Source organism: Nocardiopsis sp. iso_186, assembly GCF_056173365.1.
In genome coordinates this window covers 3827976-3854767 of record NZ_CM149670.1, presented here as the reverse complement: position 1 = coordinate 3854767, position 26792 = coordinate 3827976, and the positions used below count along the sequence as shown (strand labels likewise).

Annotated in this window: 20 protein-coding genes; 10 read left to right on the top strand and 10 right to left on the bottom strand. The window is 69.6% G+C overall.

Translation table 11 applies throughout. The features are described from left to right. Window positions 1-127: 127 nt before the first annotated feature. The 5 genes from AC0VYP_RS16935 to map all read right to left on the bottom strand — a co-directional run bounded on the left by AC0VYP_RS16935 (window position 128) and on the right by map (window position 6353). Complete coding sequence (locus AC0VYP_RS16935) at window positions 128-1066, bottom strand: S66 peptidase family protein (RefSeq protein WP_432707403.1); 939 nt, start codon at window positions 1064-1066, stop codon at window positions 128-130. Continuing rightward, complete coding sequence (locus AC0VYP_RS16930; protein WP_475470641.1) at window positions 1063-3099, bottom strand: prolyl oligopeptidase family serine peptidase; 2037 nt, start codon at window positions 3097-3099, stop codon at window positions 1063-1065. The genes AC0VYP_RS16935 and AC0VYP_RS16930 overlap by 4 nt, the downstream gene beginning before the upstream one ends. Window positions 3100-3213: 114 nt before the next feature. Continuing rightward, window positions 3214-4569, bottom strand: a complete 1356-nt coding sequence (locus AC0VYP_RS16925; protein WP_475470640.1) for a M20/M25/M40 family metallo-hydrolase — start codon at window positions 4567-4569, stop codon at window positions 3214-3216. Window positions 4570-4614: 45 nt separating this feature from the next. Beyond that, on the bottom strand, window positions 4615-5448 hold the full coding sequence (locus AC0VYP_RS16920) for a M55 family metallopeptidase (protein ID WP_285756991.1): 834 nt from the start codon (window positions 5446-5448) through the stop codon (window positions 4615-4617). A gap of 53 nt (window positions 5449-5501) precedes the next feature. Then, window positions 5502-6353 carry a type I methionyl aminopeptidase gene (map, locus tag AC0VYP_RS16915; RefSeq protein ID WP_285756990.1) on the bottom strand — a complete coding sequence of 284 codons (852 nt, stop codon included), beginning with the start codon at window positions 6351-6353 and terminating at the stop codon, window positions 5502-5504. A 147-nt stretch (window positions 6354-6500) separates the two neighbouring features. Between map and AC0VYP_RS16910 the strand changes: the two genes are divergently transcribed. Then, a complete protein-coding gene (locus AC0VYP_RS16910; RefSeq protein WP_475470639.1) occupies window positions 6501-6707 on the top strand; it encodes a hypothetical protein in 207 nt (68 codons plus the stop codon). A gap of 102 nt (window positions 6708-6809) precedes the next feature. Next, window positions 6810-7496 carry an NADPH-dependent F420 reductase gene (npdG, locus tag AC0VYP_RS16905; RefSeq protein WP_475470638.1) on the top strand — a complete coding sequence of 229 codons (687 nt, stop codon included), beginning with the start codon at window positions 6810-6812 and terminating at the stop codon, window positions 7494-7496. Between the two features lie 78 nt (window positions 7497-7574). Here npdG and AC0VYP_RS16900 read toward each other — a convergent pair whose 3' ends face one another. Further along, complete coding sequence (locus AC0VYP_RS16900) at window positions 7575-8612, bottom strand: LLM class F420-dependent oxidoreductase (protein WP_285756987.1); 1038 nt, start codon at window positions 8610-8612, stop codon at window positions 7575-7577. Between the two features lie 138 nt (window positions 8613-8750). Next, complete coding sequence (gene panB, locus AC0VYP_RS16895; protein WP_285756986.1) at window positions 8751-9590, bottom strand: 3-methyl-2-oxobutanoate hydroxymethyltransferase; 840 nt, start codon at window positions 9588-9590, stop codon at window positions 8751-8753. Between the two features lie 393 nt (window positions 9591-9983). Between panB and AC0VYP_RS16890 the strand changes: the two genes are divergently transcribed. Next, entirely contained in the window at window positions 9984-10163 is a 180-nt protein-coding gene (locus AC0VYP_RS16890; RefSeq protein ID WP_475470636.1) for a hypothetical protein, read from the top strand. 14 nt (window positions 10164-10177) lie between these two features. Continuing rightward, window positions 10178-13063 carry a helix-turn-helix transcriptional regulator gene (locus AC0VYP_RS16885; protein WP_475470635.1) on the top strand — a complete coding sequence of 962 codons (2886 nt, stop codon included), beginning with the start codon at window positions 10178-10180 and terminating at the stop codon, window positions 13061-13063. 283 nt (window positions 13064-13346) lie between these two features. On the opposite strand, the gene AC0VYP_RS16880 is transcribed toward AC0VYP_RS16885, so the two are convergent. Further along, a complete protein-coding gene (locus AC0VYP_RS16880; RefSeq protein WP_285756983.1) occupies window positions 13347-14708 on the bottom strand; it encodes a glutamine synthetase family protein in 1362 nt (453 codons plus the stop codon). A 220-nt stretch (window positions 14709-14928) separates the two neighbouring features. Here AC0VYP_RS16880 and AC0VYP_RS16875 point away from each other — a divergent pair, with 220 nt between their 5' ends. Next, entirely contained in the window at window positions 14929-16653 is a 1725-nt protein-coding gene (locus AC0VYP_RS16875) for an NAD+ synthase (RefSeq protein WP_475474273.1), read from the top strand. Window positions 16654-16732: 79 nt separating this feature from the next. Here the strand turns inward: AC0VYP_RS16875 and AC0VYP_RS16870 are convergent, their stop codons facing one another. Beyond that, window positions 16733-16906 carry a hypothetical protein gene (locus AC0VYP_RS16870; RefSeq protein ID WP_285756981.1) on the bottom strand — a complete coding sequence of 58 codons (174 nt, stop codon included), beginning with the start codon at window positions 16904-16906 and terminating at the stop codon, window positions 16733-16735. 581 nt (window positions 16907-17487) lie between these two features. Here AC0VYP_RS16870 and AC0VYP_RS16865 point away from each other — a divergent pair. The 5 genes from AC0VYP_RS16865 (at window position 17488) to AC0VYP_RS16845 (ending at window position 24759) form a co-directional block, all read left to right on the top strand. Then, window positions 17488-19683, top strand: coding sequence for a carbohydrate-binding module family 20 domain-containing protein (locus tag AC0VYP_RS16865; protein ID WP_475470633.1), 2196 nt, complete (start codon window positions 17488-17490; stop codon window positions 19681-19683). Between the two features lie 510 nt (window positions 19684-20193). Further along, window positions 20194-20529: a hypothetical protein gene (locus AC0VYP_RS16860; protein WP_285756979.1), complete on the top strand. Its 336-nt coding sequence runs from the start codon at window positions 20194-20196 to the stop codon at window positions 20527-20529. A 156-nt stretch (window positions 20530-20685) separates the two neighbouring features. Continuing rightward, a complete protein-coding gene (locus AC0VYP_RS16855; RefSeq protein ID WP_475474271.1) occupies window positions 20686-23700 on the top strand; it encodes a bifunctional [glutamine synthetase] adenylyltransferase/[glutamine synthetase]-adenylyl-L-tyrosine phosphorylase in 3015 nt (1004 codons plus the stop codon). A gap of 102 nt (window positions 23701-23802) precedes the next feature. Next, on the top strand, window positions 23803-24126 hold the full coding sequence (locus AC0VYP_RS16850) for a DMT family transporter (RefSeq protein ID WP_285756978.1): 324 nt from the start codon (window positions 23803-23805) through the stop codon (window positions 24124-24126). Between the two features lie 48 nt (window positions 24127-24174). Beyond that, a complete protein-coding gene (locus AC0VYP_RS16845; protein ID WP_285756977.1) occupies window positions 24175-24759 on the top strand; it encodes a TetR/AcrR family transcriptional regulator in 585 nt (194 codons plus the stop codon). A 418-nt stretch (window positions 24760-25177) separates the two neighbouring features. Here AC0VYP_RS16845 and glnA read toward each other — a convergent pair whose 3' ends face one another. Continuing rightward, window positions 25178-26602 (bottom strand): type I glutamate--ammonia ligase, encoded by a 1425-nt coding sequence (gene glnA / locus AC0VYP_RS16840; RefSeq protein ID WP_285756976.1) that lies wholly within the window; start codon window positions 26600-26602, stop codon window positions 25178-25180. Window positions 26603-26792: the final 190 nt, after the last annotated feature.

Here is a 26792-nt window from a genome sequence, read left to right as displayed (position 1 = left end):
CTGGGCCTCTCCTTCGAGTATGCGTGGAATCGGGTGAGAAGTCCTCGTCCATGAGGTTGGAATCGGGTTAGGCCGAAAGTAGGAGATGTCCTCGGGACGACCGACCGACGTCGGGCCGCGCAAGGAGTCAGGCCAGCGCGGGGGCGTCCAGGGTCAGCGTCGCTGCGTCGGCGTCGAGGGTGGCCATGGCGCCCAGCGGCACGGTCAGTTGGACGGGGCAGTGCCCGAACCCCAGGTCCCCCACCACGGGGACGCCCAACGGAGCCAACCGTTCGACCAGCAGCGCACGCACCACGTCGGGGCCGGGCGTGCAGTCCCGCCACGAGCCCAGTGCGATACCGGCGACCCCCGACAGCCAGCCGGTGCGCAGCAGCTGGCCCAACATCCGGTCGATCCGGGAGACGTCCTCGCTGACGTCTTCCAGCAGCAGGATGCCGCCCGTCCCCGAGAGCCGGCTGTGCGGAGTGGCCAACCCGTCGCTGAGCAGGCTCAGGTTCCCCCCGAACGTCACCCCCCGCGCGGTACCCGGTACCAGTGTCTCGGCTCCGGGAGAGGTGAGCTTCACCAGGGAATCCGGGTCGAGCAGGGTCGCGCGCAACCCCTCCGCAGTCGCCTCCTCCTCCAGGAACTCCCGAGTTGCGATCACCGGTCCGTGCAAGGTGGACACGCCCAGCTCCATCGCCAACGCCTCGTGCAGCGCGGTCACGTCGCTGTAGCCCACGAACACCTTGGGTGCCACCGTCCGCATCGCCGAGTAGTCCAGCAGGTCCACCACCCGGTGCGCACCGTTGCCCCCACGCGCGCACAGCACCGCCGACGTCGTGGGATCCAGCCACGCCGCCTGAAGGTCGGCGGCGCGGTCGGAGTCCAGCCCGGCCAGGTAGGGCAGCCGCGGGTGCCGGTCCAGCACGTGCTCTCCCAGGACCGGCTCCAAACCCCAGGCCTCGACGATCGAACACGCGCGCTCCAGTCGTTCGCGCGGCATCGGACTGCACGGCGCCACCACCGACACCCGCATACCCGGACGCAAGCGGGGCGGCCTGCGCAGTTGGGGGACGGTCCTCACGCGTTCAGCTCCACGTCGGGTGCGTCGCTCTGGAACCCGAACACCTGGGCGTACAGCGACAGCTCCGCGTGCAGCGCGGCGATGATGGTGGAGTCCCGCCGGAAACCGTGCTGTTCGCCCTCGAAGGCCAGGTAGGCGTGCGGGACGCCGCGGCCGGCGATGCGTTCCAGGAAGCGCTCGCACTGCACCGGTGGGCAGATCGCGTCCTCCAGGCCCTGCATGAGCAGGAACGGCACGCCGACCGTTTCGGCCCGGTTCACCGGTGAACGCTCCGAGTAGCGCTGCCGCTCCTGCGGCCAACCGCCCACAAGGGTCTCCAGGTACTGCGACTCGAAGTCGTGGGTCTCGCCCGTCCGCCACCCGGTGAGGTCCAGGATCGGGTATTTGATGGTGGCGCACGCGAACACGGTGGAGGACACCAGCGCTGCCGCGCTCGTCCAGCCCCCCGCGCTGCCGCCGCGGATCCCGAGCCGCTCGGGGTCGGCCGCACCCTCCGCGGCCAGAGCCTCGGCCACCGAGACGCAGTCCTGTACGTCCACCACACCCCACTCCTCGCGCAGTCGGTTGCGGTAGGCACGTCCGTGCCCGGTGGAACCGCCGTAATTGACCTCGGCCACGCCGATGCCCCGACTGGTGAAGTAGGCGACCTCAAGGTCGTGCACCATGGGCCTGCGACTGGTGGGGCCCCCGTGCACGAAGACCACGAACGGTGGAAGGTCGCCTTCCGGCCCCCGGGCGCGAGGATTGTACGGAGGGTAGACGTTGGCGTGGACCTCGCGTCCGCCCACCCCGGGAAAGACCCGTGCCTCGGGCCGGGGCAGGTAATCGGCGTGGACGCTCTCGACGGGAGCGCTCGGTCGGCTCAGCGACTGGTACCCCTTCGGCCCCACCCGCACCACCTCTGCGGGCAGTGTCGGGGACGCCGCCACCCCGACCACGAAGTCCCCGGCCACCGCCAATCGCGAGAACCACTCGGTGTGCGGGGTGTTGACGTCGGCGAGTGTGCCGGTACCGGGGTCGAGCAGGCCCAGGGATGTTGCGGCACGCCCGTGCACCACCGCCAGGCGGCCGTCTTCCATGGGGGCCAGCCAGGACGATCCCAACAGCCACAGCGCACCGCCGAACTCCTCGGGGGAATCCGCCACGAGCGACGCCCCCGCCGAGACGGGCCGCCCTCCCGCGGTGAAGTCGATCCGGTGCGGATGCCACCAGCCCTGGGGGTCCGACACGTAGTACAGCGTGTCGGGATCGCTCCATTCGGCCTGGACGACCGCCTCGTCGGGGCCGCCAGCCACCGTGCGCGGCTCACCCACCACTGACCCCGCGTCCAGGTCGGCCACACGCAACAGCGTTGAGTCCCAGGGCATCGCCGGGTGCTCCCAGCCGATCCAGGACAGGCGTCCTCCGCCGGGGGACACCCGTGGGCAGCACAGGAAGTGGGTGTCGCGCACCAGGACCCGGACGGCGTCGGGGGCCTCGGCGGCCGAGCCGTCCAGGGGAACCGCGACGAGGTCGCGTACCACGTCGGTGGGTGCGGATCCGGTGTGTGTCTCGCGGACACACCACACCTCCTCGCCGCCCGGCCCCGCGATCGGTTCCACGTAACGCGTGCCAGAGGGCAGCCGGGGCTCCGGCGTCAACGGGGTCGGCAGCGCCACCGGCCCCGGAGACGGGTCGTGCGGGTGCCGCGCCCGGCCCGGTTCGTAGCGGTACAGCCTCTGGTCGCCGTACTCGCTGAACACCAGGGTCGGTCCGTCGTGCCCCGGGAGCAGCAGATAGGGACGGCCACCGTACTCGTGCACCCGGCTGCGCACGTTCCATGGTGCGGGGAGCACCGTCTCAGGGGAATCCAGAACACTGTCCAGCCGGGTTCGGCACAGTGAGACCCGGCCGCCCTCCTGCGGCAACGGCGTGGTCCACCACACCTCCTCGCCCAGGACCGCGGGCCAGCCGGGCGCCCCGTCGTGCCGCGCCACCAGCGCGGCGTCGATCGGGGACGGCCACGAGCCGTGAGCAATGGGGCTCTGGTGCACGGGGGCTCTCCCTCTCTGTGAAAATCGGCGCCAACACTGTTCAGAGTGCCCGATCGTGTTGACCGACCGCCGGGAATCGCACAGGAACACCGGTTCAACCGGACGAGGGCGCGATCAGGCCGGTTCGGTGAGGAACCGGTCGAGGACGCGGAGCCCGAAGTGCAGCGCCGACACGGGAACCCGCTCGTCGATCCCGTGGAAAAGGGCGTTGTAGTCCAGGGACGGAGGAAGCAGCAACGGGGTGAACCCGTAGCCCCTGATTCCCAGGGTGGCGAACTGCTTCGCGTCGGTGCCGCCGGACATGCAGAACGGCACCACGTGCGCCTGCGGATCGTACTCCAGGAGGGCCTTTTCCATCTGGGTGAACACCGGGGCGTCCACCGGTGACAGCAGTGCCGTTGAACGATGGGCGAACTCCCAGTCCACCCGGGGGCCGGTCAGGGCGTCCAACGCGGTGACGAACTCCTCTTCGGCGCCCGGAAGCATGCGCCCGTCCACCCCGGCCGAGGCCGACTCCGGAATCACGTTCACCTTGTAGCCGGCCGACAGCATGGTGGGGTTGGCGCTGTTGCGCACGCTGGAGGCCACCAGTCGTCCGGCCGGCCCCAACCGTGCCACCACGGCGTCCAGGTCGCGAGCGGGATCGAAACCGGGGGCGTCCAGACCGGTGTGCACGCCCAGGGCCGCGCCGATACCGGTAATCGCCGCCCTGGTCACCGGGGTCAGGTGCACCGGCCATTCATGGGCGTCGATGCGGGCCACCGCGGCAGCCACCGCGCCCACCGCGTTGTCCCGGTTGACCTTGGAGCCGTGCCCGGCAGTGCCGTGTGCGCTCAACCGAAGCCAGGCGCTGCCGCGCTCTCCGGCAGCCACCGGGTACAGCCGAACCGGTTCACCGGCCGAGTCGGTGGCGTGGAAGGTGTAGGCGCCGGATTCCCCGATGGCCTCCGTGCATCCCTCGAACAGCTGGGCGTGCTCGCGAACCAGCCAGTCCGAGCCGTACGCGGCGCTGTCCTCCTCGTCGGCGGTCAGGGCCAGTACGAGGTCGCGGCGCGGACGCCGACCGCTGCGCGCCCACTCCCTGACCAGGGCCACCAGTGTGGCCACGGTGTTCTTCATGTCCAGCGCGCCCCGGCCCCAGACCGTGCCGTCGCTGACCTCCCCGGAGAACGGGTGGAACTGCCAGTGCGCCGGGTCGGCCGGTACCACGTCGAGATGGCCGTGCGCCAACAGGGCGTCGGCCCCCGGATCGCTGCCGGGAATCCGGACCACCACGTTGGTCCGGCCCGGCGCGGATTCCAGCAACAGGGGTTCCAGGCCCGCCTCGGCCAGGAGACCGGCGGCGTACTCGGCCGCCGGACGTTCCACGCAGTCGCCGCCTCCCCGGTTGGTGGTGTCGATCCGAATCAGGTCCGAGGTGAAGCGGACGACCTCGTCGTCGGCCGTGTTCCAGTTGACGGACTCCTGCATCGTGGGGCTCCTCACTCACTGCTTTCTGCGGGCCGGACCACGCGCCTAGCCGTAGTGCTTCTCCACGGCCGCCGAGATCAGCGTCGTCACCGCCTTGAAGCACCGGATCATCGTGTAGGCGTCGAACGAGGTGTAGCGGACCCGTAGTTCGCCGACCTGTTCCACTCCCGGCACCATCGCTGCGGCGCCGGCCAGTTGGGCGGCGTCCACCTCGACCTCCACCGTCATGGGCGCCGGTGCCGCGGGTGGGTGCCGTTTGGCCAGGAGCGCCGCTGCCGCGGCCTCCCGGGAGATGTCGGCGAAGGTACGGGCCGGGGGGCGACACACCGCCGCATAGCGGGAGACGTAGTCCTTCACCGCGACCGTTCGGGCACCGGGCGCGTAACCGAGGGCGTCGGCGCAGGCACGGTCGTCCCCGGTGACCAGGACCACCGGGGTGCCGTACTCCGCGGCCACCCGCGCGTTGAGCCGGCCCTCGCTCGCGGGTTCGCCGTCCAGCCAGACCCCCGTGATGGAGTTGGGCAGATAGGTGTGGGCCAGGACGCCTTCGGTGCCCGCACCGCAGTGGTAGCCGAGGAACACCACCCCGTCAACGTCGCCGTGCTGCACGCCCTCCACCATGGTGAGGTCCTTGTGCCGTCCGGTCAGCATGGCGGCACGCTCGTCCAGACGCTCCAGCAGCAGGTTGCGCATGGTCGCGTGCGCCTCGTTGACCAGGACCTCGGTGGCGCCGCCGTCGAAGAACCCCGCGATGGCGCCGTTCACGTCGGAGGTGAACATGGCGCGGCAGCGCTGCCACTGCTCGGTGCCGGGCTCCACGTCGGCGGGCCAGGTGACTCCGGTCGCGCCTTCCATGTCGGCGGAGATGAGGATCTTCACGAGGCCCGAGCCTAACGCCACCCCCGGCGGCGACGGTGGACCCGGGGCCGCGTCTAGGGCAACGTGAGGATTTCCACGCCGTCGTCGGTGATCACGAGGGTGTGCTCGAACTGTGCGGTGCGTTTGCGGTCCAGGGTGACCGCGGTCCAGCCGTCGGGCCAGATGTCGTAGTCGATGGTGCCCAAGGTGATCATGGGCTCGATGGTGAAGGTCATGCCGGGGACGAGCACGGTGTCGGCGCGCGGGTCGTCGTAGTGCGGCACCGCCAGGCCGGAGTGGAACTCCGGCCCGACGCCGTGGCCGGTGAAGTCGCGGATCACCCCGTAGCCGAACCGTTTGGCGTAGGACTCGATGACCCGGCCGATCACGTTGACCTGTCGGCCCGGACGGCACGCCTTGATCGCGCGGGCGGTCGCCTCGCGGGTGCGCTCGACCAGCAGGCGGGACTCCTCGTCAACGTCACCGGCCGGGAAAGTGGCGTTGGTGTCGCCGTGCACGCCGTGAATGTAGGCGGTGATGTCGATGTTGACGATGTCGCCGTCGGAGACGACCGTGTCGTCGGGGATCCCGTGACAGATGACCTCGTTGAGCGAGGAGCACAGCGACTTGGGGTAGCCCTTGTAGCCGAGGGTGCTGGGGTAGGCGCCGTGGTCGCACAGGAACTCGTGCCCGATGCGGTCGAGTTCGTCGGTGGTGACACCGGGACGGACGTTGCGCCCGACCTCTTCCAGCGCCTGGGCCGCGATGCGTCCGGCCACGCGCATGGCCTCGATGGTCTCCGCGGTCTGGACGTCGCCCAGCACGCCCTCGACGGGGTGCTTCTTGCCCACGTACTCGGGGCGGGGGATCGACGGCGGAACCGTGCGTTGGGGCGAGATTCGCCCGGGAACCAGCGGGGTAGTCATGGACAGCAATTGTAGTTAAGGCTCCCGGGTCCAACGCGCGCCGCGATCGCCGGTGGATCGGGCGCGAGCGGGGTAGGGACCTCAAGAGCCCGGGGCGGACGACGTCCGGGGCGGACGCAGTACGCAGACGGATATCAGGAGGCGTTCGTGGCCGAGCACGGCACCAGTGCGGGGGATGGCAGCCAGTGGTGGTACTCCCTGAAGACCAATCAGGTCGAGTACGGGCCGGGAAGCCCGGGCAAGGACCGCATGGGGCCCTACCCCGACAAGGCCGCGGCGCAGGCCGCACTGAGTACCGCGGCCGAGCGCAACAAGAACTGGGACGAGGCCGACGAGGAGTGGAACCGCGATTGAGGACGGCTCCTCGGCGCCGGCCGAGGACGTAACCCGAGTCGGATTCGGTTGTGGTGGGGGCGGTCCGTGACCCGAGGCCGCTCGGGTGCCATGATCGGTGCCATGACAGCTCAGACCTCTCCCCACGACGCGCCCGATGTCAGCGGACTCTCCATCGCGATCCTCGGTGGGACCGGTGACCAGGGCCGCGGCCTGGCGCGTCGGTTCGCTCTCGCCGGGCACGACGTCATTCTCGGCTCGCGCAGTGCACAGCGTGCCCAGGACGCGGCCGACGGGCTCGGCGCCGACCTGCCGGTGCGCGGACTGGCCAACGCCGACGCCGCCGCGGCGGCCGACGTCGTGATCGCGGCCGTGCCCTGGGACGGTCACCGCGACCTGCTCGCCTCCCTCAGGGAGGTCCTGGCCGGCAAGATCGTGGTGGACTGCGTCAATCCGCTGGGCTTCGACAAGCAAGGCGCCTATGCGCTGCCGGTCGAGGAGGGCAGCGCGGCGCAACAGGCTGCCGCCGTCCTCCCCGACAGCCGCGTGGTCGCGGCCTTCCACCACGTCTCGGCCGTGGTCCTGCTCGACCCGGAGGTCGCCGAGGTCAACCTGGACGTCCTGGTCCTGGGGGACGACCGCGCGGCCGCCGACACCGTGCGCGCGCTTGCCGCACGCATTCCCGGGGTGCGCGGCATCTTCGGCGGCCGGCTGCGCAACGCCCATCAGGTCGAGGCGCTCACCGCGAACCTCATCTCCGTCAACCGCCGCTACAAGACGCACGCGGGAATCCGGATCACCCACGTGTGACGCAGTGGCGGTACCGGTCCGGTGGGCGGGGCGCGAACCTGCGGTGGCCCACCCACCGAACGGGGGAGGCAGAAGCGGCTACAGCCAGCTCCGGACCTTCTCGACCAGCGCCACCGGGTCGTCGGTGGCCGGGATCAGGTTCAGGTGGGTCACCCCTGCCTCGCGGAACGCCTCGATGCGCTCGCGGACGTAGGACTCCGGGCCCACCAGGTTGATCAGCTCCACCATCTCGTCCGGCACCGCGGCGGCGGCCTCGTCCTTCTTGCCGGCCAGGTACAGGTCCTGGATGGTGGCCGCTGCCTCCTCGTAGCCGTAACGCTGGGCCAGCGAGTTGTAGAAGTTCTTGCCCTTGGCGCCCATGCCGCCCACGTACAGCGCGATCGTCGGCCGGGCGAAGTCCAGCAGTTTCTTGGTCTCGGGGCCTTCGCCGATCGCGATCATGCCGCCCGCCGCGATCTGGAGTTCGCCCAGTCCCGGATCCCGCTTCGCCCGCCCGGCGGCCAGGGAGGCCCCCCACACGCTTGCGGCCTTCTCCGGGATGAACAGGTGCGGAAGCCACCCGTCGGCGACCTCCGCGGTCAGTTCCACGTTCTTCTCGCCCAGCGCGGCCACGTACAACGGGATGGACGGACGTACCGGGTGATTGATGATCTTGAGTGGTTTGCCCAGGCCGGTGCCCTGCTCGGCCGGCAGCGGCAGGGTGTAGACCTTGCCTTCGTGGGTCAGGGGTGTCTCCCGGGCCCACACCGAGCGGCAGATCTCGATGATCTCCCGGGTTCGGGCGAGAGGCTTGGTGTAGGGGACACCGTGCCAGCCCTCGATCACCTGTGGACCACTGGCGCCCAGGCCGATGATGGCCCGACCGTCGGAGAGGTAGTCCAGACCGGCGGCGGTCTGTGCGATCAGGCTGGGGGTCCTGGTGTAGAGCGGGATGATCGCCGCCCCGATGGTGACACGCTCGGTACGCGCCGCGAGGTAGCCCATGAGGGTCGGGCTGTCGTACCCGTACGCCTCGGCCACCCACACGGTGTCCAGCCCGGCCTTCTCAAGCTCGACCACCTGGTCCACCGATTGCTTGATGTCGCCCGAGTAGCCCATGGGCATGGAGAGGTGCATGGGAAGCCTCCGCTGTCTCGCTCGCCAGAACGGACCCAACACTACTACCGAGTAGCATTCGGTTTTAAGTTGTGGGCAGCATAAACCAGACCGCCCGGGAGCCGTGGCCCCCGGGCGGTCGTGTCACCGCGGCGGTACTCAGCTGTAGGAGTGCCGCTCCTCGGGGAAGGTCCCCGCGACCACTTCCTCTGCGTAGGAACGTGCAGCCGCGGTCAGGCTGGCGCCGAGGTCGGCGTAGGTCTTGACGAACTTGGCCACGTGCGGGGTGAGCCCGGCCATGTCCTGCCACACCAGAACCTGGGCGTCAGTGTGCACGCCCGCGCCGATACCGATGGTGGGGATGGTGAGCTGCGCCGTGACCTCGGCTGCGAGGTCGGCGGGAACGCATTCCAGCACCACCGCGAAGGCACCCGCACGTTCCAGTTCCTTGGCGTCGGCCAGCAGGTCCGCACCCGCCTCGCCGCGCCCCTGGACCCGGTACCCGCCCAGCACGTTCACCGACTGCGGGGTCAGGCCGATGTGGCCCATCACCGGGATACCCGCGCTCACCAGGGTTTCCACCTGGGGTGCGATCCGGCGGCCGCCCTCCAGCTTCACCGCCTGGGCGCCGCCGTCCTTCATCAGGCGCGAGGCCGCGGCCAGTGCCTGCTCCGCCGAGCCCTGGTAGGAGCCGAAGGTGAGGTCGGCCACGACCAGCGCGCGCTTGGTGGAGCGCGACACCGCGGCGGTCAGGGGCACCATGTCGTCGATGGTGACGGGGAGAGTGGAGTCATAGCCGAAGACCACCATCGCGGCGGAGTCCCCGACCAGGAGCACCGGAATGCCCGCCTCGTCGAAGACCCGCGACGTCAGGGCGTCGTAGGCGGTGAGCATCGGCCAGCGTTCCCCGCGCTGCTTGGCCAGGGCGAGGTCGCGCACGGTCACGCGGCGGTTGGTGACGCCGCCGTAGAGAGCGGTCGTGGAGGGTGTGTTGCTCATAGCGTTTCCTTCGTTGTCTCGAAGCGCCGCTGAACGGGCGTCCCCGGACGTGTCGGTCACGATTTCCGGCGCGGATGACGCCGGCAAGGCTCATCATCGCACGGTCGGTTGAACGGTCTTTCCTCGTTTTTACAACCAATTCGGCGTCTTGTTCCATCCGGCCTGGAAGTGAGATCGGACCGTTCAGCCGGAGGCTTTCCGAGCGGCCCCCAACCCCGCCGTTGCCGTCGTCCGGTGGGGGAGGCCGGGCCGGTCACATCGGCTAAGGCACACCCCGTCCGGGGCGGGTGGATCTAGGGCGATCTTCCGATGGCGCCGCCTGTGGCCTTAGCCACAGGCTCGGAGTCGAACGGGTGAAAACACTCGGAAACCCAGTCATCGGGAGCGATCACCATGAACCACGTCAACCATGCGGCAGAACTGGCCCGCCAGTACCAGGAGACGACCCGTTCCCGGGCACGCAACGAGCGACTGGCCCGGTCGCTCCCGTCGCTGCCCCGCAGGAGCGACCGGCCGACGAGAAACGGCCGGGACCGGTCGGCGTCGCAGCCCTCTCGGGCGACCGCCGGCTGACATCCTTGGGTTCCATGGACCAGCGTGACCGGAGTCCCCTGTTCGTCGGTCGGAGGGCCGAGATCCGTCTGTTGCTGGAGGACGCGGATCGCGCCCGCCGCGAGGCAGCGACCGCTGTCCTCGTGGCCGGGGACGCCGGGGTCGGCAAGTCCCGGCTGCTGCGCGAGTACGCGGCCCAGGCGCCGATGGGTCGAGTGGTCACCGGCGGTTGCCTGGAGTTGGGCGTGGACGGCCTGCCATTCGCCCCGTTCGTCACCGCGCTGCGCCGGCTGGTGCGCGAGGCCCCCGCCCCCTCGGACCACTCCCGCGAACTGCCCCGACTACTGCCCGAGCTCGGCCTTCGCCCCACCGACTCCGACGAGGGCCGGGGACAGCTGTTCGAGGAGGTCCTGGCTCTGCTGGAATCCCGGGCCGGCAGCGACGGGCTCACCCTCGTCGTCGAGGACCTGCACTGGGCCGACCGCTCCACCCGCGACCTCCTCGTCTTCCTCCTCCGCAACCTGTACCGTGCACCGGTCCAGCTCCTGATCAGCTACCGGACCGACGACCTGCACCGCCTTCACCCGCTGCGCCGTCTGCTACCCGAACTGGAGCGCCTGCCAGCGGTGACCAGGGTTGAACTGTCCCCACTGTCGCGCGCGGAGGTCGCCCGCCAAGCCGCCGGAATCAGGGGCGCCGACCTCGCCCCCCGCGTCCTCGACCTCCTCTACGCCCGCAGCGGCGGCAACCCGCTGTTCGTCGAGTCCCTCCTCGAACTGCCCGACGTGGGGGATCCGCGCGTGCCCGACGGCCCCCGTGAGCTCTTCCTGGGTGTGCTGCGCGGCCTTGACGAAACCGCTCGCTTCGTGGTCAAACTCGCGGCACTGGGAGGCGACCGCGTCAACCACCGATTGCTCGCAACCGTCGCAGACATGCCCGAGGAGGTGTTGGAGGCCGCGTTGCGTGCCGCTATCGATACCAACGTCCTGCGCACCGACGGCGAGGGCTACGCCTTCCGCCACACCCTGCTCGGCGAGGCCGTCCACGAGGACCTCCTGCCCGGCGAACGGGTGAGGTTGCACCGCCGCTACGTGATGGCACTGTCCGAGCTGATCGACGACCCCGACGCGGTGTCCGCCCTGCCGGTGACGCGCCTGGTCACCAGGCTCGCCCACCACGCCTACGCCGCGCACGACCTGCCCCGCGCCCTGGGGGCGGCATGGCGCGCGGCCGAGGAGGCGGGCGGCGCGCTGGCCCACCCCGAACGACTGCACATGCTGGAGCGGGTGCTGGAGCTGTGGGAACTGGTTCCCGACGCCGCCGCGCGGGTCGGGCACGACCACGTCGAAACGCTCCACCGCGCAGCGCGCACCGCCATCGTCGCCGACGAGGCCGAGCGTGCCGTGCGCTATGCCACTGCGGCCCTGGACGAACTGGCCGCATCGGTCCCGGCCGGCCCCACGGCCGGGACCGACGCCGTGCGCGTCGCCCATCTACTGCACGTGCGCGGGGAAGCGTACAAGGACACGGCCCACGAACAGTCCCTGGCCGACCTGCGCGACGCACTTCGCGTCCTGCCCGCCGGGCATGACGACCGGGCCAAGCTGATGTCGAGCCTGGCAGCCGAACTCATGCTGCGCGGAGCGGGCGAGGAGGCGTGGAACGTCGCCCAGGAGACGCTGCGGCTGGCCAGGGAGGTGGGTGACCGGGCCAGTGAGGCGAGCGCACTCATCACGATGGGAAGCGTGCGCGGCGACCTCGGCGACGACCCCGAACAGGGGATGGTGCTGCTGAACCAGGGGCGGGAGATCGCCCTTGCCATCGGCTCCTCCCGGTTGAAGGATCGGGCGCTCAACAACATAGGGGTCCTGTACACGACTCAGGGGCGTTTCACCGAGGGCCTGCGGCTTCTCGGGGGCAAGGAGCGGCACGGGGACCGCGACGGCCTGCGTCCGTTCCAGGAGTGGAGCCTGGCGCTCATCAACCTGCACATGGGACGGTTGGACGCTGCGGCCCGCTACGCCGAGGAAACCCTGCCGCGCTTGACCGCAAGGGCACTGCGCTTCAGAGGGCTCGTGCTGGGGGCGGAGATCGCCATCTGGCAGGACGACCTCGACCTCGCCCGGGAGTGCCTGGCCGAGATCGATGCCGGGGCGACGGAACCGCTGCGCTTTCGAGAGTTCGTCCGATGGCAACTGGTCGTGCTGCGGCTGGACCTGATCCACGGCGACCTCGGGCCCTGCCGGCGCAGGCTGGAGCGGCTGCTTCGCGACCGGCAGGAGCGCGACCTACCGGTCTACCTCTTCGGTTGGCTGGCCCGCATCGGAGCCGAACTCTGGCATCGGGCGGCGGGCGCGCCGGCCGAGCACGGGATCTCACCCGGGGATCGCGAACAGTTGCGCCTGGGGGTGCGCGCGCTCGTCGAGGACCTCATGCTCACCGACGACACCGAGGCAGCCTATGCGGCGGAGGTAGAGGCGCTGCTGTGCGCGGACCACCATGCGCAACTGGAGCAGTGGGACACGGCCGCCCGGTCATGGCACAGCGCGGGACGGCCACTGGAAACGGCCGCCGCGCTGGCCGAGGGGGCACGGGTCGCCGCGGCTGTCGGGGACCGTGCCGAAGCCGCACGGCGGCTGGCCGAAGTCCGGCGAATCGCCGCCAAGACGGGATCGGCGCGCCTCCGGCGACTCGCGACAGAGGTCGCAGGAGGCACACCGGCGGCGATCTCCGGTCTCACCCCGCGGGAAGCCCAGGTTCTTGCCGGCCTCACCAAAGGACGCACCAACCGCGAGATCGCACGGACGCTGTCCATCTCCCCCAAGACGGTCAGTGTGCACGTGTCCAACCTCTTCGCCAAGCTGGAGGTCACCAACCGCAACGCCGCGGCCGTGCGTGCCCGTGAGTTGGGTATGGGGTGAGCGCGGTGCGGTCGGCCCCCGTCAGTACTCCTCGTGTTCGGTGGGGTCAACCCTGCCCCCGACGGGCGCAGTGCAGGCGGGGACCGTCGCCCGTGGCGCACGCCGGGAGGGAAGTGGTTCTGGAAACCGGCCGAGTTCACGATCGGTCGAACCCGGTCATGGGCCGTGCGAACTCCAGGCGCGTGCGCTCCACGATCCGCAGTGCCGCCCGGCCGCGTACCGCGGCCCCACCGGATTCGAGTACCGGTGAGGCCGCTCGGGACCGCTTCGCGCACGGTGCGGCTTACAGGGTCGGCAGGTAGCGCTGCAGCTCGTAGGGCGTGACCTGGCGACGGTAGGACTCCCACTCAGCCTTCTTGTTGCGCAGGAAGAAGTCGAAGACGTGCTCGCCCAGGGTCTCGGCGACCAGTTCGCTGCCCTCCATGACCCGGATCGCCTCGTCCAGGCTCTGCGGCAGGGGCGTGATGCCCAGCGCTCGGCGCTCGGAGTCGGTGAGCGCCCACACGTCGTCGTCGGCGCCGGGGGGCAGTTCGTAGCCCTCCTCGATCCCCTTCAGGCCCGCCGCCAGGATCAGCGCGTAGGCCAGGTAGGGGTTGCAGGCCGAGTCCAGCGAGCGGAACTCGATCCGGCTGGAGTTGCTCTTGGTGGGCTTGTACATCGGAACCCGCACCAGGGCCGAGCGGTTGTTGTGCCCCCAGCACACATAGGCCGGCGCTTCGCCGCCCATGCCCGCCGAGGCCGCCGCGTTGTCCCACAGCCGCTTGTAGGAGTTCACGTACTGGTTGCACACCGCGGTGATCTCCGATGCGTGGGCCAACAGGCCCGCGATGAAGCCCCGACCGACCTTGGACAGCTGGTAGTCCGCGCCCGGCTCGTAGAAGGCGTTGCGATCGCCCTCGAACAGCGACAGGTGGGTGTGCATGCCCGAGCCCGGGAACTCCGTGAACGGCTTGGGCATGAACGTGGCGTAGATGCCCTGCTCCAGCGCCACCTCCTTCATGACCAGCCGGAACGTCATGACGTTGTCGGCGGTGGTCAGCGCGTCGGCGTAGCGCAGGTCGATCTCCTGCTGGCCGGGGCCGCCCTCGTGGTGGCTGAACTCCACCGAGATGCCCATGTCCTCCAGCATCATGATGGCGTTGCGCCGGAAGTCGTGCGCGCTGTTGTGCGGGGTGTGGTCGAAGTACCCGCCGTCGTCGTTGGGCTCGGGGAACTCGCCGTACTCGGGCTTCTTCTTCAGCAGGTAGAACTCGATCTCGGGGTGCGTGTAGAACGTGAACCCGAGGTCCGAGGCCTTGCTCAGCTGCCGCTTGAGCACGTGCCGGGGGTCGGCGTAACTGGGTGTCCCGTCGGGCATGAGGATGTCGCAGTACATCCGGGCGGTTCCGTGCGGCTCGTTGCGCCAGGGCAGCACCTGGAACGTCGTGGGGTCGGGTTGGGCGAGCATGTCGGCCTCGTGCACCCGGGCGAAGCCCTCGATCGCTGAGCCGTCGAACCCGATGCCCTCGGCGAAAGCCGCCTCCAACTCAGCCGGCGCCACGGCCACCGATTTGAGGTAGCCGAGCACGTCGGTGAACCACAGGCGCACGAAGCGGATATCGCGCTCCTCCAAAGTCCGGAGCACGAATTCCTGCTGTCGGTTCACGGTCCACCTTCCTCATACGGTCCAAGGACGCCTGAAGCGTTCCTACCAGACACCTCAGTACAAGTGTGCCTGGTGGGGGTTACCTCGACGTTAACCGAGGGTGCCCCAAGGGAGGTGGAGGCGGGGCGCAAGGCCGGTGCGGCTTCACCCCGGAGGGTTGTCGCCGCTGGTCCGAGAGGGGTTCGTTAGGCTCGTGCGCGTGGCACAACTGCGAATAGCTATGGCCCAGGTCAACCCCACTGTCGGTGACCTGGAAGGTAATTGCGGACTCGTCGTGGACTACGCGCGACGCGCCGTGGGGGAGCGCGCCCACCTGGTCGTCTTCCCGGAGATGATGCTCACCGGTTACCCGGTCGAGGACCTGGCGTTGCGCCGGACGTTCGCGGACGCCTCCATCGAGGCCGCGCATGCCCTCGCCGCGCGCCTCGCCGACGAGGGACTGGGCGATCTCCCCGTGGTGACCGGCTTCCTGAGCAGGCGCGCCGACGCCGTCACCCGGCTCGGCCAGCCCACCGGGGCACCGCAGAACGCCGTGGCGATGCTGCACAAGGGCCGCGTGGTGTTCACTTCGGCCAAGCACCACCTGCCCAACTACGGCGTCTTCGACGAGTTCCGCTATTTCGTCCCCGGCGACATCCTGCCCGTTGTACGCCTGCACGGGATCGATGTTGCCTTCGCCATCTGCGAGGACCTCTGGCAGGACGGCGGCCCGGTGGCCGCGGTGCGCGACGCCGGCGCGGGGCTGCTCGTCGTCCTCAACGGTTCGCCCTACGAGCGGGACAAGGACGACCAGCGTCTGGAACTGTGCGCCCGGCGCGCGCGCGAGGCCGACGCGGCGCTCGCCTACGTCAACCTGGTCGGCGGCCAGGACGAATTGGTGTTCGACGGGGACTCCCTCGTGGTGGACGCTTCCGGTGAGCTCCTGGCACGCGCCCCGCAGTTCGACGAGAATCTGCTGGTCACCGATCTCGATCTCCCTGCTTCAGGCGGCCCCGGCGTGTGGGGGGCCGTCAGCGGCGGCATCACGGTGGAACGCCACCTCCTCTCCGAGGAACCGGTGCCCTCCTTCGCCGTGCGCCCGCACGTCGTGGAGCCCCGATTGGACGACATCGCGGAGGTCTACTCGGCGCTTGTCCTGGGGACCCGCGACTACGTCCGCAAGAACGGGTTCGGTTCGGTCATCCTCGGGCTGTCGGGTGGTATCGACTCCGCCCTGGTGGCCACGATCGCCGCCGATGCGATCGGCCCGGAACTGGTGCACGCGGTGCTCATGCCCAGCCGCTACTCCAGCGACCACTCCGTCTCCGACGCGGAGGAGCTCGTGCGGCGCCAGGGCATCAACGGCCGAACCGTGGCGGTGGGGCCGATGGTCAACGCCTTCGAGGACGCCGTCAAGATCGACGGGCTCGCGGCGGAGAACCTCCAGGCGCGCGTCCGCGGCCAGCTACTGATGACACTGTCCAATCAGGAGGGCCATCTTGTCCTGACCACCGGGAACAAGAGTGAACTGGCCGCAGGCTACTCCACGCTCTACGGGGACTCCGCGGGCGGTTTCGCGCCGATCAAGGACGCCTGGAAGACACTGGTCTGGGAACTGGCGCTCTGGCGCAACGCCGAGGCCGAGCGCGGGGGGGAGACGGCCCCGATCCCGGAGAACTCCATCACCAAACCGCCCAGCGCCGAACTGCGTCCCGGACAGCTCGACACCGACTCGCTGCCGGACTATCCCGTCCTCGACGCACTGCTGGACGACTACGTCGGGACGGACCTCGGCCGTGCCGAGCTCGTCGCGGCCGGGCACGACGCCGACCTGGTGGACCGGATGATCCGCCTGGTCAACCGCGCCGAGTACAAGCGCCGCCAGTATCCGCCCGGCCCCAAGGTCAGCAAGCGCAATTTCGGCAGGGACCGCCGGTTGCCCATCACCAACCGCTGGACCGTCTGAACGGCTCGTGGCCCCCGCCGATGGGCGAGGGCCACGCAGTACAGGTAATCGGGGCGGTGGTCGGCCGTGCGGCCACCGCTCAGGCCGCCAGGCCCTTGTTCCGATGCCCGCTACCGCCCGTGCGGGTTCGTGCGTCCCGGCGACGGTCGGCGGCGTCGATCAGTCGTTGACGGCGGGTCAGCCGGTTCTGTGCTTCCCGGATGAGCGCGGCGCGGTGGTCGTCGGCCAGGGCGCGGGTGATGTCGGGGTGCATGGTTGCCGTCCTTCGGTTCGCTCGGGCGGGTGGTTCCGCCCGACTGACCACAGACTTTCGCTAAGACGCCAGATCGCACATCGGGCGAACTCCTTAGACGGCGCGCATCGTCGGGGTGGTGCCGCCCGCCGGCTAAGACCGCGGTCCGGTCCCGTCGGGCCGGCGGGGCACTGCGGGGCAGCCGGACGGACGTCTCCATGTCGTGTACCGCCCCTCCCCTCCGAGGCGACAACCAACGGTTTTGCAAATACTTGCAATCTCTGCAAGGGAGTGCGCTGGGTGAGGGATTCGTCCGGGGTGCGTGGTGCTCGGGGGGCTGGATGTCGCGGTGGTCATGTCGCTTTTGCGCATGGTCAACGAGTTGCCGAATGTCAAACTTATCGTGCGAAAAGTAAGCAAAAGCATCATTTTGCTGCGAGGGACTTCTTTTTTTGTGCACTCGGAAATGCGGAGTTCACAAAGCGGCGATCAGTTGTTACCTTCGTCTCACTGTGAAAGTTCTTGCATCGCTTGCAGGTTCGCTTCATCTCACGGTGTTCCTCCCGTTCGGGAAGTCCCCCCGTCTCGCTTTGGAGAGCGTGATGACAGCAGTTCGCAGACCACTGGCCGTCCTGCTGGCGGCCGTCCTCGGCTTCGTCCTGTCCCTGACCCCCCTGACGGCCGTCTCGACCGCGCACGCGGACCCCCTGCCCCAGCCTCGGGAAGCGGCGGTCGAGGCCAACGGCGACTCCATCGTCCACCTGTTCCAATGGCGCTGGGACTCCGTCGCCGAGGAGTGCGAGACGACCCTCGGCCCCAACGGCTGGGGCGGAGTCCAGGTCTCCCCGCCCCAAGAGCACGTCGTCCTCCCCGCCGCAGAAGGGGGGACCTACCCCTGGTGGCAGGACTACCAGCCGGTCTCCTACAAGATCGACCAGACCAGGCGGGGCGACCGCGCCGCATTCGTTCACATGGTGGAGCGCTGCCGCGACTCCGGGGTCAAGATCTACGTCAACATGGTCCTCAACCACATGAGCGGAACCGGATCGGTCGGTGCCGGCCCCGGCAGCGCCGGCACCGTCTTCGAGAAGTACTCCTATCCCGACCTGTTCGGCGACGGCTCCGGCGACAGCTACACCCGCGCGGACTTCGGCCCCTGCTACCGCGAGATCACCAACTGGAACGACAAGGCCGAGGTCCAGAACTGCGAATTGTTGAGCCTGGCCGACCTCAACACCGCCGACGCCGACGTGCGACGCATGATCGCCAAGTACATGAACACGGTGATCGACCTGGGGGTCGCGGGCTTCCGGGTGGACGCGGCCAAGCACGTGCAGGAAGCGCACCTCGCCGACATCATCGACCGGCTGCACGACGTCCCCGGTTTCGGTGGCCGTCCCGACCTCTTCCACGAGGTCTACGGCGACGCCACTGTGCCCTACACCGCCTATGCCCCTTACGGCGGTGTCACCAACTTCGACTACCAGCGCGCAGTCGCCTCCGCCTTCAGTGACGGCACCATCGCCTCCCTGGGCGCCATGCCCGACTACGGCGGCCTGACCTCGGCCCAGGCGGTCGTCTTCATCGACAACCACGACACCCAGCGCGCCACCCCGACGCTGACCTACAAGGACGGCGACCGCTACTACCTGGCGGACGCGTTCATGATGGCGCACCCTTACGGCACGCCTCAGCTGATGTCCAGCTACGCCTTCGGTTCCGTGGAGGCCGAGGGGCCGCCGAGCTCGACGAACGGCACCACCAACGCCACCGACTGCGACTCCGCCGCCTGGATCTGCGAACACCGTAACGAGCAGGTCCTGGGGATGGCGGGCTTCCGCAACGCCACGGACGGCCACGGCATCGGCAGCGTGACCACCGACGGCAACGGCCGCCTCGGGTTCGCCCGCGGCACCGCCGGCTACGCCGCTTTCAACGCCACTTCCAGCGTCTGGGACAAGACGTTCACCACCGGCCTGCCCGACGGCGACTACTGCAACGTGGCCCGCGGCACCTACGACGCCGAGGCCGACGCGTGCACCGGTGGTGTCCTCACCGTCTCGGACGGCGCCTTCACCGCCGCCATCCCCGCCAACCGGGGCGTGGCCCTGCACATCGAGGCCCTGACCGAGTGCCTCGACCCCGGCGGCTGCGGCCCGGTCGGCCCGCCGCCGGGCGGGGGGAGCACCTCGTTCACGGCCGACGTCACCACCGACTACGGCCAGGAGGTCTATGCCGTCGGTTCCGTGCCCGAACTGGGTTCGTGGAACCCTCGGGACGGACTGAAGCTGAGCACCGACGAGGCGACCTATCCGACCTGGACGGGTTCGGCCGACATCGACGGCCCCTTCGCCTGGAAGCTCGTCAAGGTCTCTCCCGGCGGCACCGCCGAATGGGAGAACGATCCCAATCGCAGCGGTACCGGTGGTGCCTCCTACAACGTCACCTGGAACGTCGCGGCCGGCGGCAGCGGAGGGGGAGGCGGCAGCGGATGCTCCGCCGTCACCGCCCGCTTCCACCCCACCGTCACCACCTGGCACGGCCAGGAGGTCTACGTGGTCGGCTCCGTCGCCCAACTCGGCAATTGGGACCCGGGAAAAGCCGTGAAGCTCTCCTCCACCGACTACCCCCTCTGGAAGGGCACGGTCTCCCTGCCCGGGGGCACCTCGTTCACCTACAAGTACGTCAAGAAGAACCCCGACGGCACGGTCGAGTGGGAGCAGCGCGGCAACCGTTTTGCAACCGCCGATGACAGTGGCGGCGGCTGTTCCCGAACCTTCGCCGACAACTGGGGCTGAGCCTGATCTCCTGAAAGTCCTGTCCGACTTCGATCCGGTTCAAGACAACCGGATCGCCGCAGGCCGCACCCTGTCGCACACCTGCCGAGGACAGCGGCGCGGTGTCGCCACGGCGGCACGGACCGTGCGCAAAGCGGCAAAGAGCCCTGGTCCCCAGCCGGTGTATCCCGTAGCCTGCCCAGTGACCCCAAAAGATCGGAGTCCCGCCGTGAAGACGAAACTCTGGGTTGCCGGTACCGCGATCGTCGGTTTCCTCGCCGTCTCCGCAGCCATGGGATACATCAGCATGGGTGGCTGATCCGGGACGTCACCCACTCCGCTCGCATCGCCGCGTGATCGATGCCGGGCCCGTCCCCACCTGTCACCGCGGTGCGCGATGCCCCGGGGGCGGGCGGATCATGCCCTGCTCCGCGGGAGTATCGATCGAGATCTCGCAGGTCGGGTACCGTCCGATGCGGCGATGTCCTACTGGTGAACAGGTGTCCTACACGTCGTAGTAGCGTGCGGGCCATGGACATCGTCTATTCCGCGCTCGTATTCCTGCACCTACTCGGCATGGCGGGCATCGTCGCCGGGTTCCTCCTTCAGCTGATCAGCGGGCACGCCAAGTCGCCCAAGGTGATCCTGCACAGCTCCCTCCTCCAGCTCGTCACCGGCCTGCTCCTGGTCGGCGTGGGTGAGATGGGCGACGGCGACTTCAACCACGTCAAGATCGGCGTCAAGCTCGTGATCTCCGTCGCCGTCACCGTCGTGGCCGTGCTCAACCTCCGCAAGCCCGCCACCAGGCTCGCCGTCATCGCCGGCGTCCTGGCCATCCTCAACGTCGCCATCGCCGTCTTCTGGTAACCCCCACCGTCCGCAACGATCAGGCCGGCGCCCTTCCCCGCAGGGTGCCCGGCCTTTCGTGTGTCCGGACATCCACTCAGGAAGGGGCCTCGGTTCCACCCCACCGGGCATGCGCGCACTACGGTTGTCGTCGTGGCGACTCGGAATGGTTCGGAGATGACCGCGGGGGCGCTGGCGCGCCGCGGGTTCGGTGACGGTGCACGCTCGGTGCGGCTGATGGCCGAGTCGGGACTCGACCCCGGTCCGCACGCGGTGATCGTGGACGCGCTCAGCGCGGCCCCCGACCCCGACCTCGCGCTCCTGGGTCTCACCCGGCTCGTGGAGCGCTCCACCGAGGCCGAGGAGATCCGCACCGCACTGGTCGAGGACGCGGAACTGCGGTCCAGACTGATCAGCGTGCTGGGTGCCAGTACCGCCCTCACCGACCATCTGGCACGCCATCCCGGTGACTGGCGGGAGCTGCTCGGCGCCGACGCCGCGCGCCTTCCCGGTACCGAAGAACTGCGTACCGGACTGCTGCACACGGTCGGAGCCGACCCCAATTCGCCCGCGCCCACGGCCGACCTCTCCGACGGCGAGCCCGCCGATGTGGCCCACGCGTTGCGCCTGGCCTACCGCCGCAGGGTGCTGCGCCTTGCCGGGCGGGATCTGACCGGCCTGCAGAGTCTGGACGAGGTGGCGGCGGAACTGGCCGACCTCGCCTCCGCCACCCTGGAGGGCGCCCTGGCCATCGCACGCGCCCAGTTCCCCGACGACGCCGCCCGCTGCCGGATCGCCGTCATCGGAATGGGCAAGTGCGGTGGGCGCGAGCTCAACTACGTCAGCGACGTGGACGTGGTCTTCGTCGCAGAGCCCCTCGACGACACCGTGGACACCGAGGCCGCACTGCGCTCCGGTTCCCGTCTGGCCGCCGCCATGATGCGCATCCCAGGGGAGACCGACGCCGAGGGCACCCTGTGGGAGGTCAACCCCGCGCTGCGGCCCGAGGGCAAGAATGGGCCCCTGGTGCGCCCGCTGTCGGGACACCTCGCCTACTACGAGCGCTGGGCCAAGACCTGGGAGTTCCAGGCGCTGCTCAAGGCCCGCCCCATCGCCGGCGACCCCGAACTGGGCGCGGCCTACGTCCAGGCGATCAGCCCGCTGGTCTGGCAGGCGGCCGGGCGCAAGAACTTCGTCGAGGACGTCCAGGCCATGCGCCGCCGGGTGGAGGCGCACATTCCCCGCGCGGAGGCCGACCGCCAGCTCAAACTCGGTCCCGGCGGCCTACGCGACATCGAGTTCGCGGTCCAGTTGTTGCAGCTGGTGCACGGGCGCACCGACGAGACACTGCGTTCGGGCGGCACCCTGGTGGCGCTCGACGCGCTCTCGCACGGCGGCTACGTGGGCCGCGACGACGCTGCCGAGATGGCCGACGCCTACCGGTTCCTGCGCAGGGTGGAGCATCTGCTCCAGCTCTACCGGCTGCGCCGCACCCATCTGCTGCCCGATCCCAAGACCGCCTCCGGACAGGACGAACTGCGCCGCCTCGGCCGTTCGCTGGGATTCGGCGTCAACCCCGTCGCCGACCTCACCGCCACCTGGCGCCGCCGCGCCGGACAGGTGCGCACCCTGCACGAGAAGCTGTTCTACCGCCCGCTGCTCAAAGCGGTCGCCCGGCTGCCGGGAGAGGAAGCGCGGCTGTCCACCGCGCAGGCCGGGGCCCGGCTGGAGGCACTCGGCTTCACCGACCCGCGCGGCGCGCTGCGGCACCTGGAGTCCCTGACCGCGGGCGTGACCAGGCGGGCCGCCATCCTGCGCACCCTCCTGCCGGTCATGCTCGGCTGGTTTGCCGACGCCCCCAACCCCGACGCCGGACTTTTGGGATTTCGCCAGGTGAGCGAGGCGCTCGGTACTACGCCGTGGTACCTGAGGCTGCTGCGCGACGACGTTCGCGTCGCCGAGCGGATGGCGTGGCTCCTGGGCACCAGCCGCTACGTCACCGACCTGCTCCTGCGTGCCCCGGAGTCGGTGGCCGTCCTCGCCGACGACTCCGACCTGCGCCAGCGCCGCAACGTCGAGTTGATCGTGGAGGCCGATGCCGCGCTGCGCCGCCACGACACGGCCGAGAACCAGGTGGCCGCGGTGCGTGCGTTGCGGCGCCGTGAGCTGCTGCGCACGGCCGCAGCCGACCTGCTCGGCGTGACCGGTGTCAACGGGGTCGGCGACGCGCTCACCGCGATCTCCGCGGTCACCATCGACGCGGCCCTGCGCGCCGCCACCGAACGGGTGGCCCATCAAAGGGGGGAAGAGCCGTGTACCCGGCTCTGCGTCATCGGGATGGGCAGGTTCGGCGGCAACGAACTGACCTACGCCAGCGACGCCGACGTGATGTACGTGCACGCCCCGCTGCCCGGTGCGGACACGGCCGCGGCCACCGAGACCGCGGGCGCCATCGTGCGCGAGCTGACCCGGCTGCTGGAACTGCCCGCGGCCGAGCCCCCGGTGCGCCTGGACGCCGCCCTGCGCCCCGAAGGCAAGAACGGACCGATGGTACGCACCCTCGACTCCTACGCCGCCTACTACCAGCGCTGGTCGGCCAGTTGGGAGAGCCAGGCACTGCTGCGCGCCATCCCCATCGCCGGCGACGCCGAACTGGGGGAGCGCTTCACCGCGCTGATCGACCCGATCCGCTATCCCAAAGACGGGATCTCGGTGAAGACGCTGCTGGAGATCCGCCGCCTCAAGGCACGGATGGAGTCCGAGCGGCTGCCGCGCGGTGCCGACCCCACCCTGCACACCAAGCTGGGGCGCGGCGGCCTCTCCGACGTGGAGTGGGTGGCTCAGCTCATCCAGTTGCGCCACGCCCACGAGATCCCGGAGCTGCGCACGACCGGCACGATCCGGGTCCTGGACGTGGCGGTCGAGCGCGGCCTGCTCGACGTCAACGACGCCGCGACGCTGGAGGTCGCCTGGCGGCTGGCCTCCCGGGTGCGCGGTGCGATCATGCTCGTGCGCAACAAGGGCGGCGACCTGATCCCCGCCGACCTGCGCGAGCGCACCGCGGTCGCCGCCGCGCTGGGCTACGGTTCCGAGGACGAGGCGGAGGGGCCGGGGGAGCGGCTGTTGGAGGAGTACCGTCGCGCCACGCGCCGCGCCCGGGCAGTGATGGAGCGCGTCTTCTACGACAGCTGACCGTGTCCGGGGCCCGTCGCGAGCGGGCCCCGGACGGGTTTGACATCGTCGAAAACGCGTCCATAAAGTTGAACTATTGTTCAACTTTATGGAAGGTGTCCCGTGGTCTACGCACTGCTCGCCCTCGCCATCGTGTCCGAGGTCACCGGGACGGTCGCGCTGCGGTTCTCTGAGGGGTTCAGCAAGCCGATCCCCTCAGTGATCACTGTCGTCGCCTACCTCGCCGCCTTCGCCATCCTGGCCCAGGTGCTCAACCGCGGGATGGCGGTCGGTGTCGCCTACGGGATCTGGGCGGCCTCCGGCGTCGCGCTGGTGGCGCTCATCGGAGCCCTGTTCCTGGGGGAGGGACTCACCTGGATCCAGGCCGGCGGGATCGGCCTGGTGATCGCCGGGGTTCTGGCACTGGAGCTCGGGGCGGCCCACTAGGGTCTGACCGCGCAGTCCAAAAGACCCGGTGGAAGGAGAGCGGGAAGCATGCCCGAGGCGAGCGAGCACGACGACGGGCGGCGGGCGCGCGGACAGCGTCGCCGAGCCGCCATCATCGCGGCCACCCTGCGGGTGATCGAGCGCGACGGTGTGGCGGGGCTTTCCCATCGGGCGGTGGCGCGTGAGGCCGAGGTGCCCGCGAGCTCCGCCGTCTACTACTTCGCCACCCTGGACGACCTCCTCGTCGCCGCACTCACCGACGCCGCCGACGCCTACGCCCGTCAGTTGCGCGACTTCGTCGAGGGCGACCGGGTAGGGGCAGGGGTGGCCGAGCTCATCGCGGCCGCGGGGCACGCCGGCCGCGGCCGGATGCTCGCCGAGTACGAGCTGACCCTCCTGGCGGCGCGCCGTCCCGCACTGCGCCCGGTCGCGCGTCGCTGGATCGACCTGGTCGCCGACATCGCCCGCCGCTACACCGACGATCCGGTGGCCGTCCGCGCGGTCGTTGCGGCGACCGACGGCCTGTGCCTGGAAGCCCTGTTCGCCGAGGACACCGTCACCGCAGAGGACGTGCGCGCCGTCCTCGTCCACATCCTGCGCCTCGACCTGGACCCCGCCCTGCACGGCGGCTGAGGGGGCGGGTCGGCATTCGCCCGGGGCTTCCGGGCGATGGCCGGGAGGGCGCGAAACCGCCGGGGACGACGGCGGGGAGCGGCGTCAACCGATGGAGGCCGTCGGTGCGATCGATCCTCGGAGGCCGCGGAAGCGGTACGAGCCGTCACCCGAGCCCGGCCGGCGCACCCTGCGGAACCTCTTCGCGTCCGTGGTCGCGGACGGGGGACCAGCGTTCGCGACGCCGATTGCCTCTGTCGTGCCGGTCCTGAAGGTGCGCCGCCCACCCGCGTCCTCATGGTGCCCGCCTCGGCGCAGAGAAACGAGAGGGGCCATCGACGGCGTGTGCCGTCGATGGCCCCTGCGACCCTCAGAGCCCGCCAGGTGTGCGTCCGGTGGGAAAAGATCTCCCAGCGGCGCAGGCCACGGCGATCAACTCTTAGATGTCGTAGTACAGCTCGAACTCCCGCGGGTGCGGGCGCAGGCGAAGGGAGTCGATCTCCTCGGTGCGCTTGTAGTCGATGTAGGTCTCGATGAGGTCCTCGGTGAAGACGCCACCTTCCACGAGGTAGTCGTGGTCGGCTTCCAGGTTGTCCAGCACCGCGTCCAGCGAGGCGGGAACCTTGGCGATCTCAGCGGCCTCCTCCGGAGGAAGCTCGTAGAGGTCCTTGTCCAGCGGCTCCGGCGGCTCGATCTTGTTCTTGATGCCGTCGATGCCGGCCATCAGCATGGCCGAGAACGCCAGGTACGGGTTGGCCGAGGGGTCGGGGACCCGGAACTCCAGGCGCTTGGCCTTGGGGTTGGAACCGGTCAGCGGGATGCGCACGCAGGCGGAGCGGTTGCGCTGCGAGTACACCAGGTTGATCGGGGCCTCGTAGCCCGGAACCAGACGGTGGTAGGAGTTCACCGTCGGGTTGGTGAACGCCAGCAGGGAGGAAGCGTGCTTGAGCAGACCGCCGATGTAGTAGCGCGCGGTGTCGGAGAGCTGCGCGTAGCCGCTCTCGTCGAAGAACAGCGGGGCGCCGTCCTTCCACAGGCTTTGGTGGCAGTGCATGCCCGAGCCGTTGTCGCCGAACAGCGGCTTGGGCATGAACGTGACCGTCTTGCCCGCCTCGTTGGCGACGTTCTTCACGATGTACTTGAACAGCTGCACGCGGTCGGCCTGCTCGAGCAGGGTGCCGAACTTGAAGCCGATCTCGGACTGGCCGGCGGTGCCGACCTCGTGGTGCTGCAGCTCGACCGGGATGCCGGCTTCGATCAGCTTGCGGGCCATGCGCGAACGCAGGTCGCTGTAGTGGTCGCCCGGCTCGACGGGGAAGTAGCCGCCCTTGTAGCGGGGGCGGTAACCGAGGTTGCCGCCCTCCTTCTTGGTGCCGGTGTTCCAAGCGCCCTCGACGGAGTCGATCGAGTAGAAGCCACCGTTGGGCTTGGTCTCGAAGGTGACGTCGTCGAAGATGTAGAACTCGGCCTCGGGGCCGAAGAAGGCGGTGTCGGCGATGCCCGTGCTCTTCAGGTACGCCTCGGCCTTGCGGGCGACGTTGCGCGGGTCCCGGCTGTAGGACTCCAGCGTGAAGGGGTCGTGCACGAAGAACGTGATGTTCAGCGTCTTGAACTCGCGGAACGGGTCGATCACCGCGGTGCTGAGGTCGGGGAGCAGCACCATGTCCGACTCGTGGATGGCCTGGAAGCCGCGGATCGAAGACCCGTCGAACATCTGGCCGTTGGTGAAGAAGTCCGCATCGATGTTCTCGACCGGAAGCGTCACGTGGTTGACGCCACCGAACAGATCGGTGAACCGGACGTCAACGAACTGGACGTCCTCTTCCTGGATATAGGCGAGGACCTCATCGGCACTGCTGAACAAAATTACCTCCGTGCAGGTGTAAGAGGTCGCGCGGGTAGGCGGTTCGCTTCGTCGCGAACATCCGACCCCCGCCACCTCCCGGCTACGACTTTGACGCTAAGAGCGTGCGATTTCCGACCCGTGTCCCATATGTTTCACGCATGTTACGGAGACGGTGGTTTTCCCGTTTGACCTCAGGAATCAACGTCTT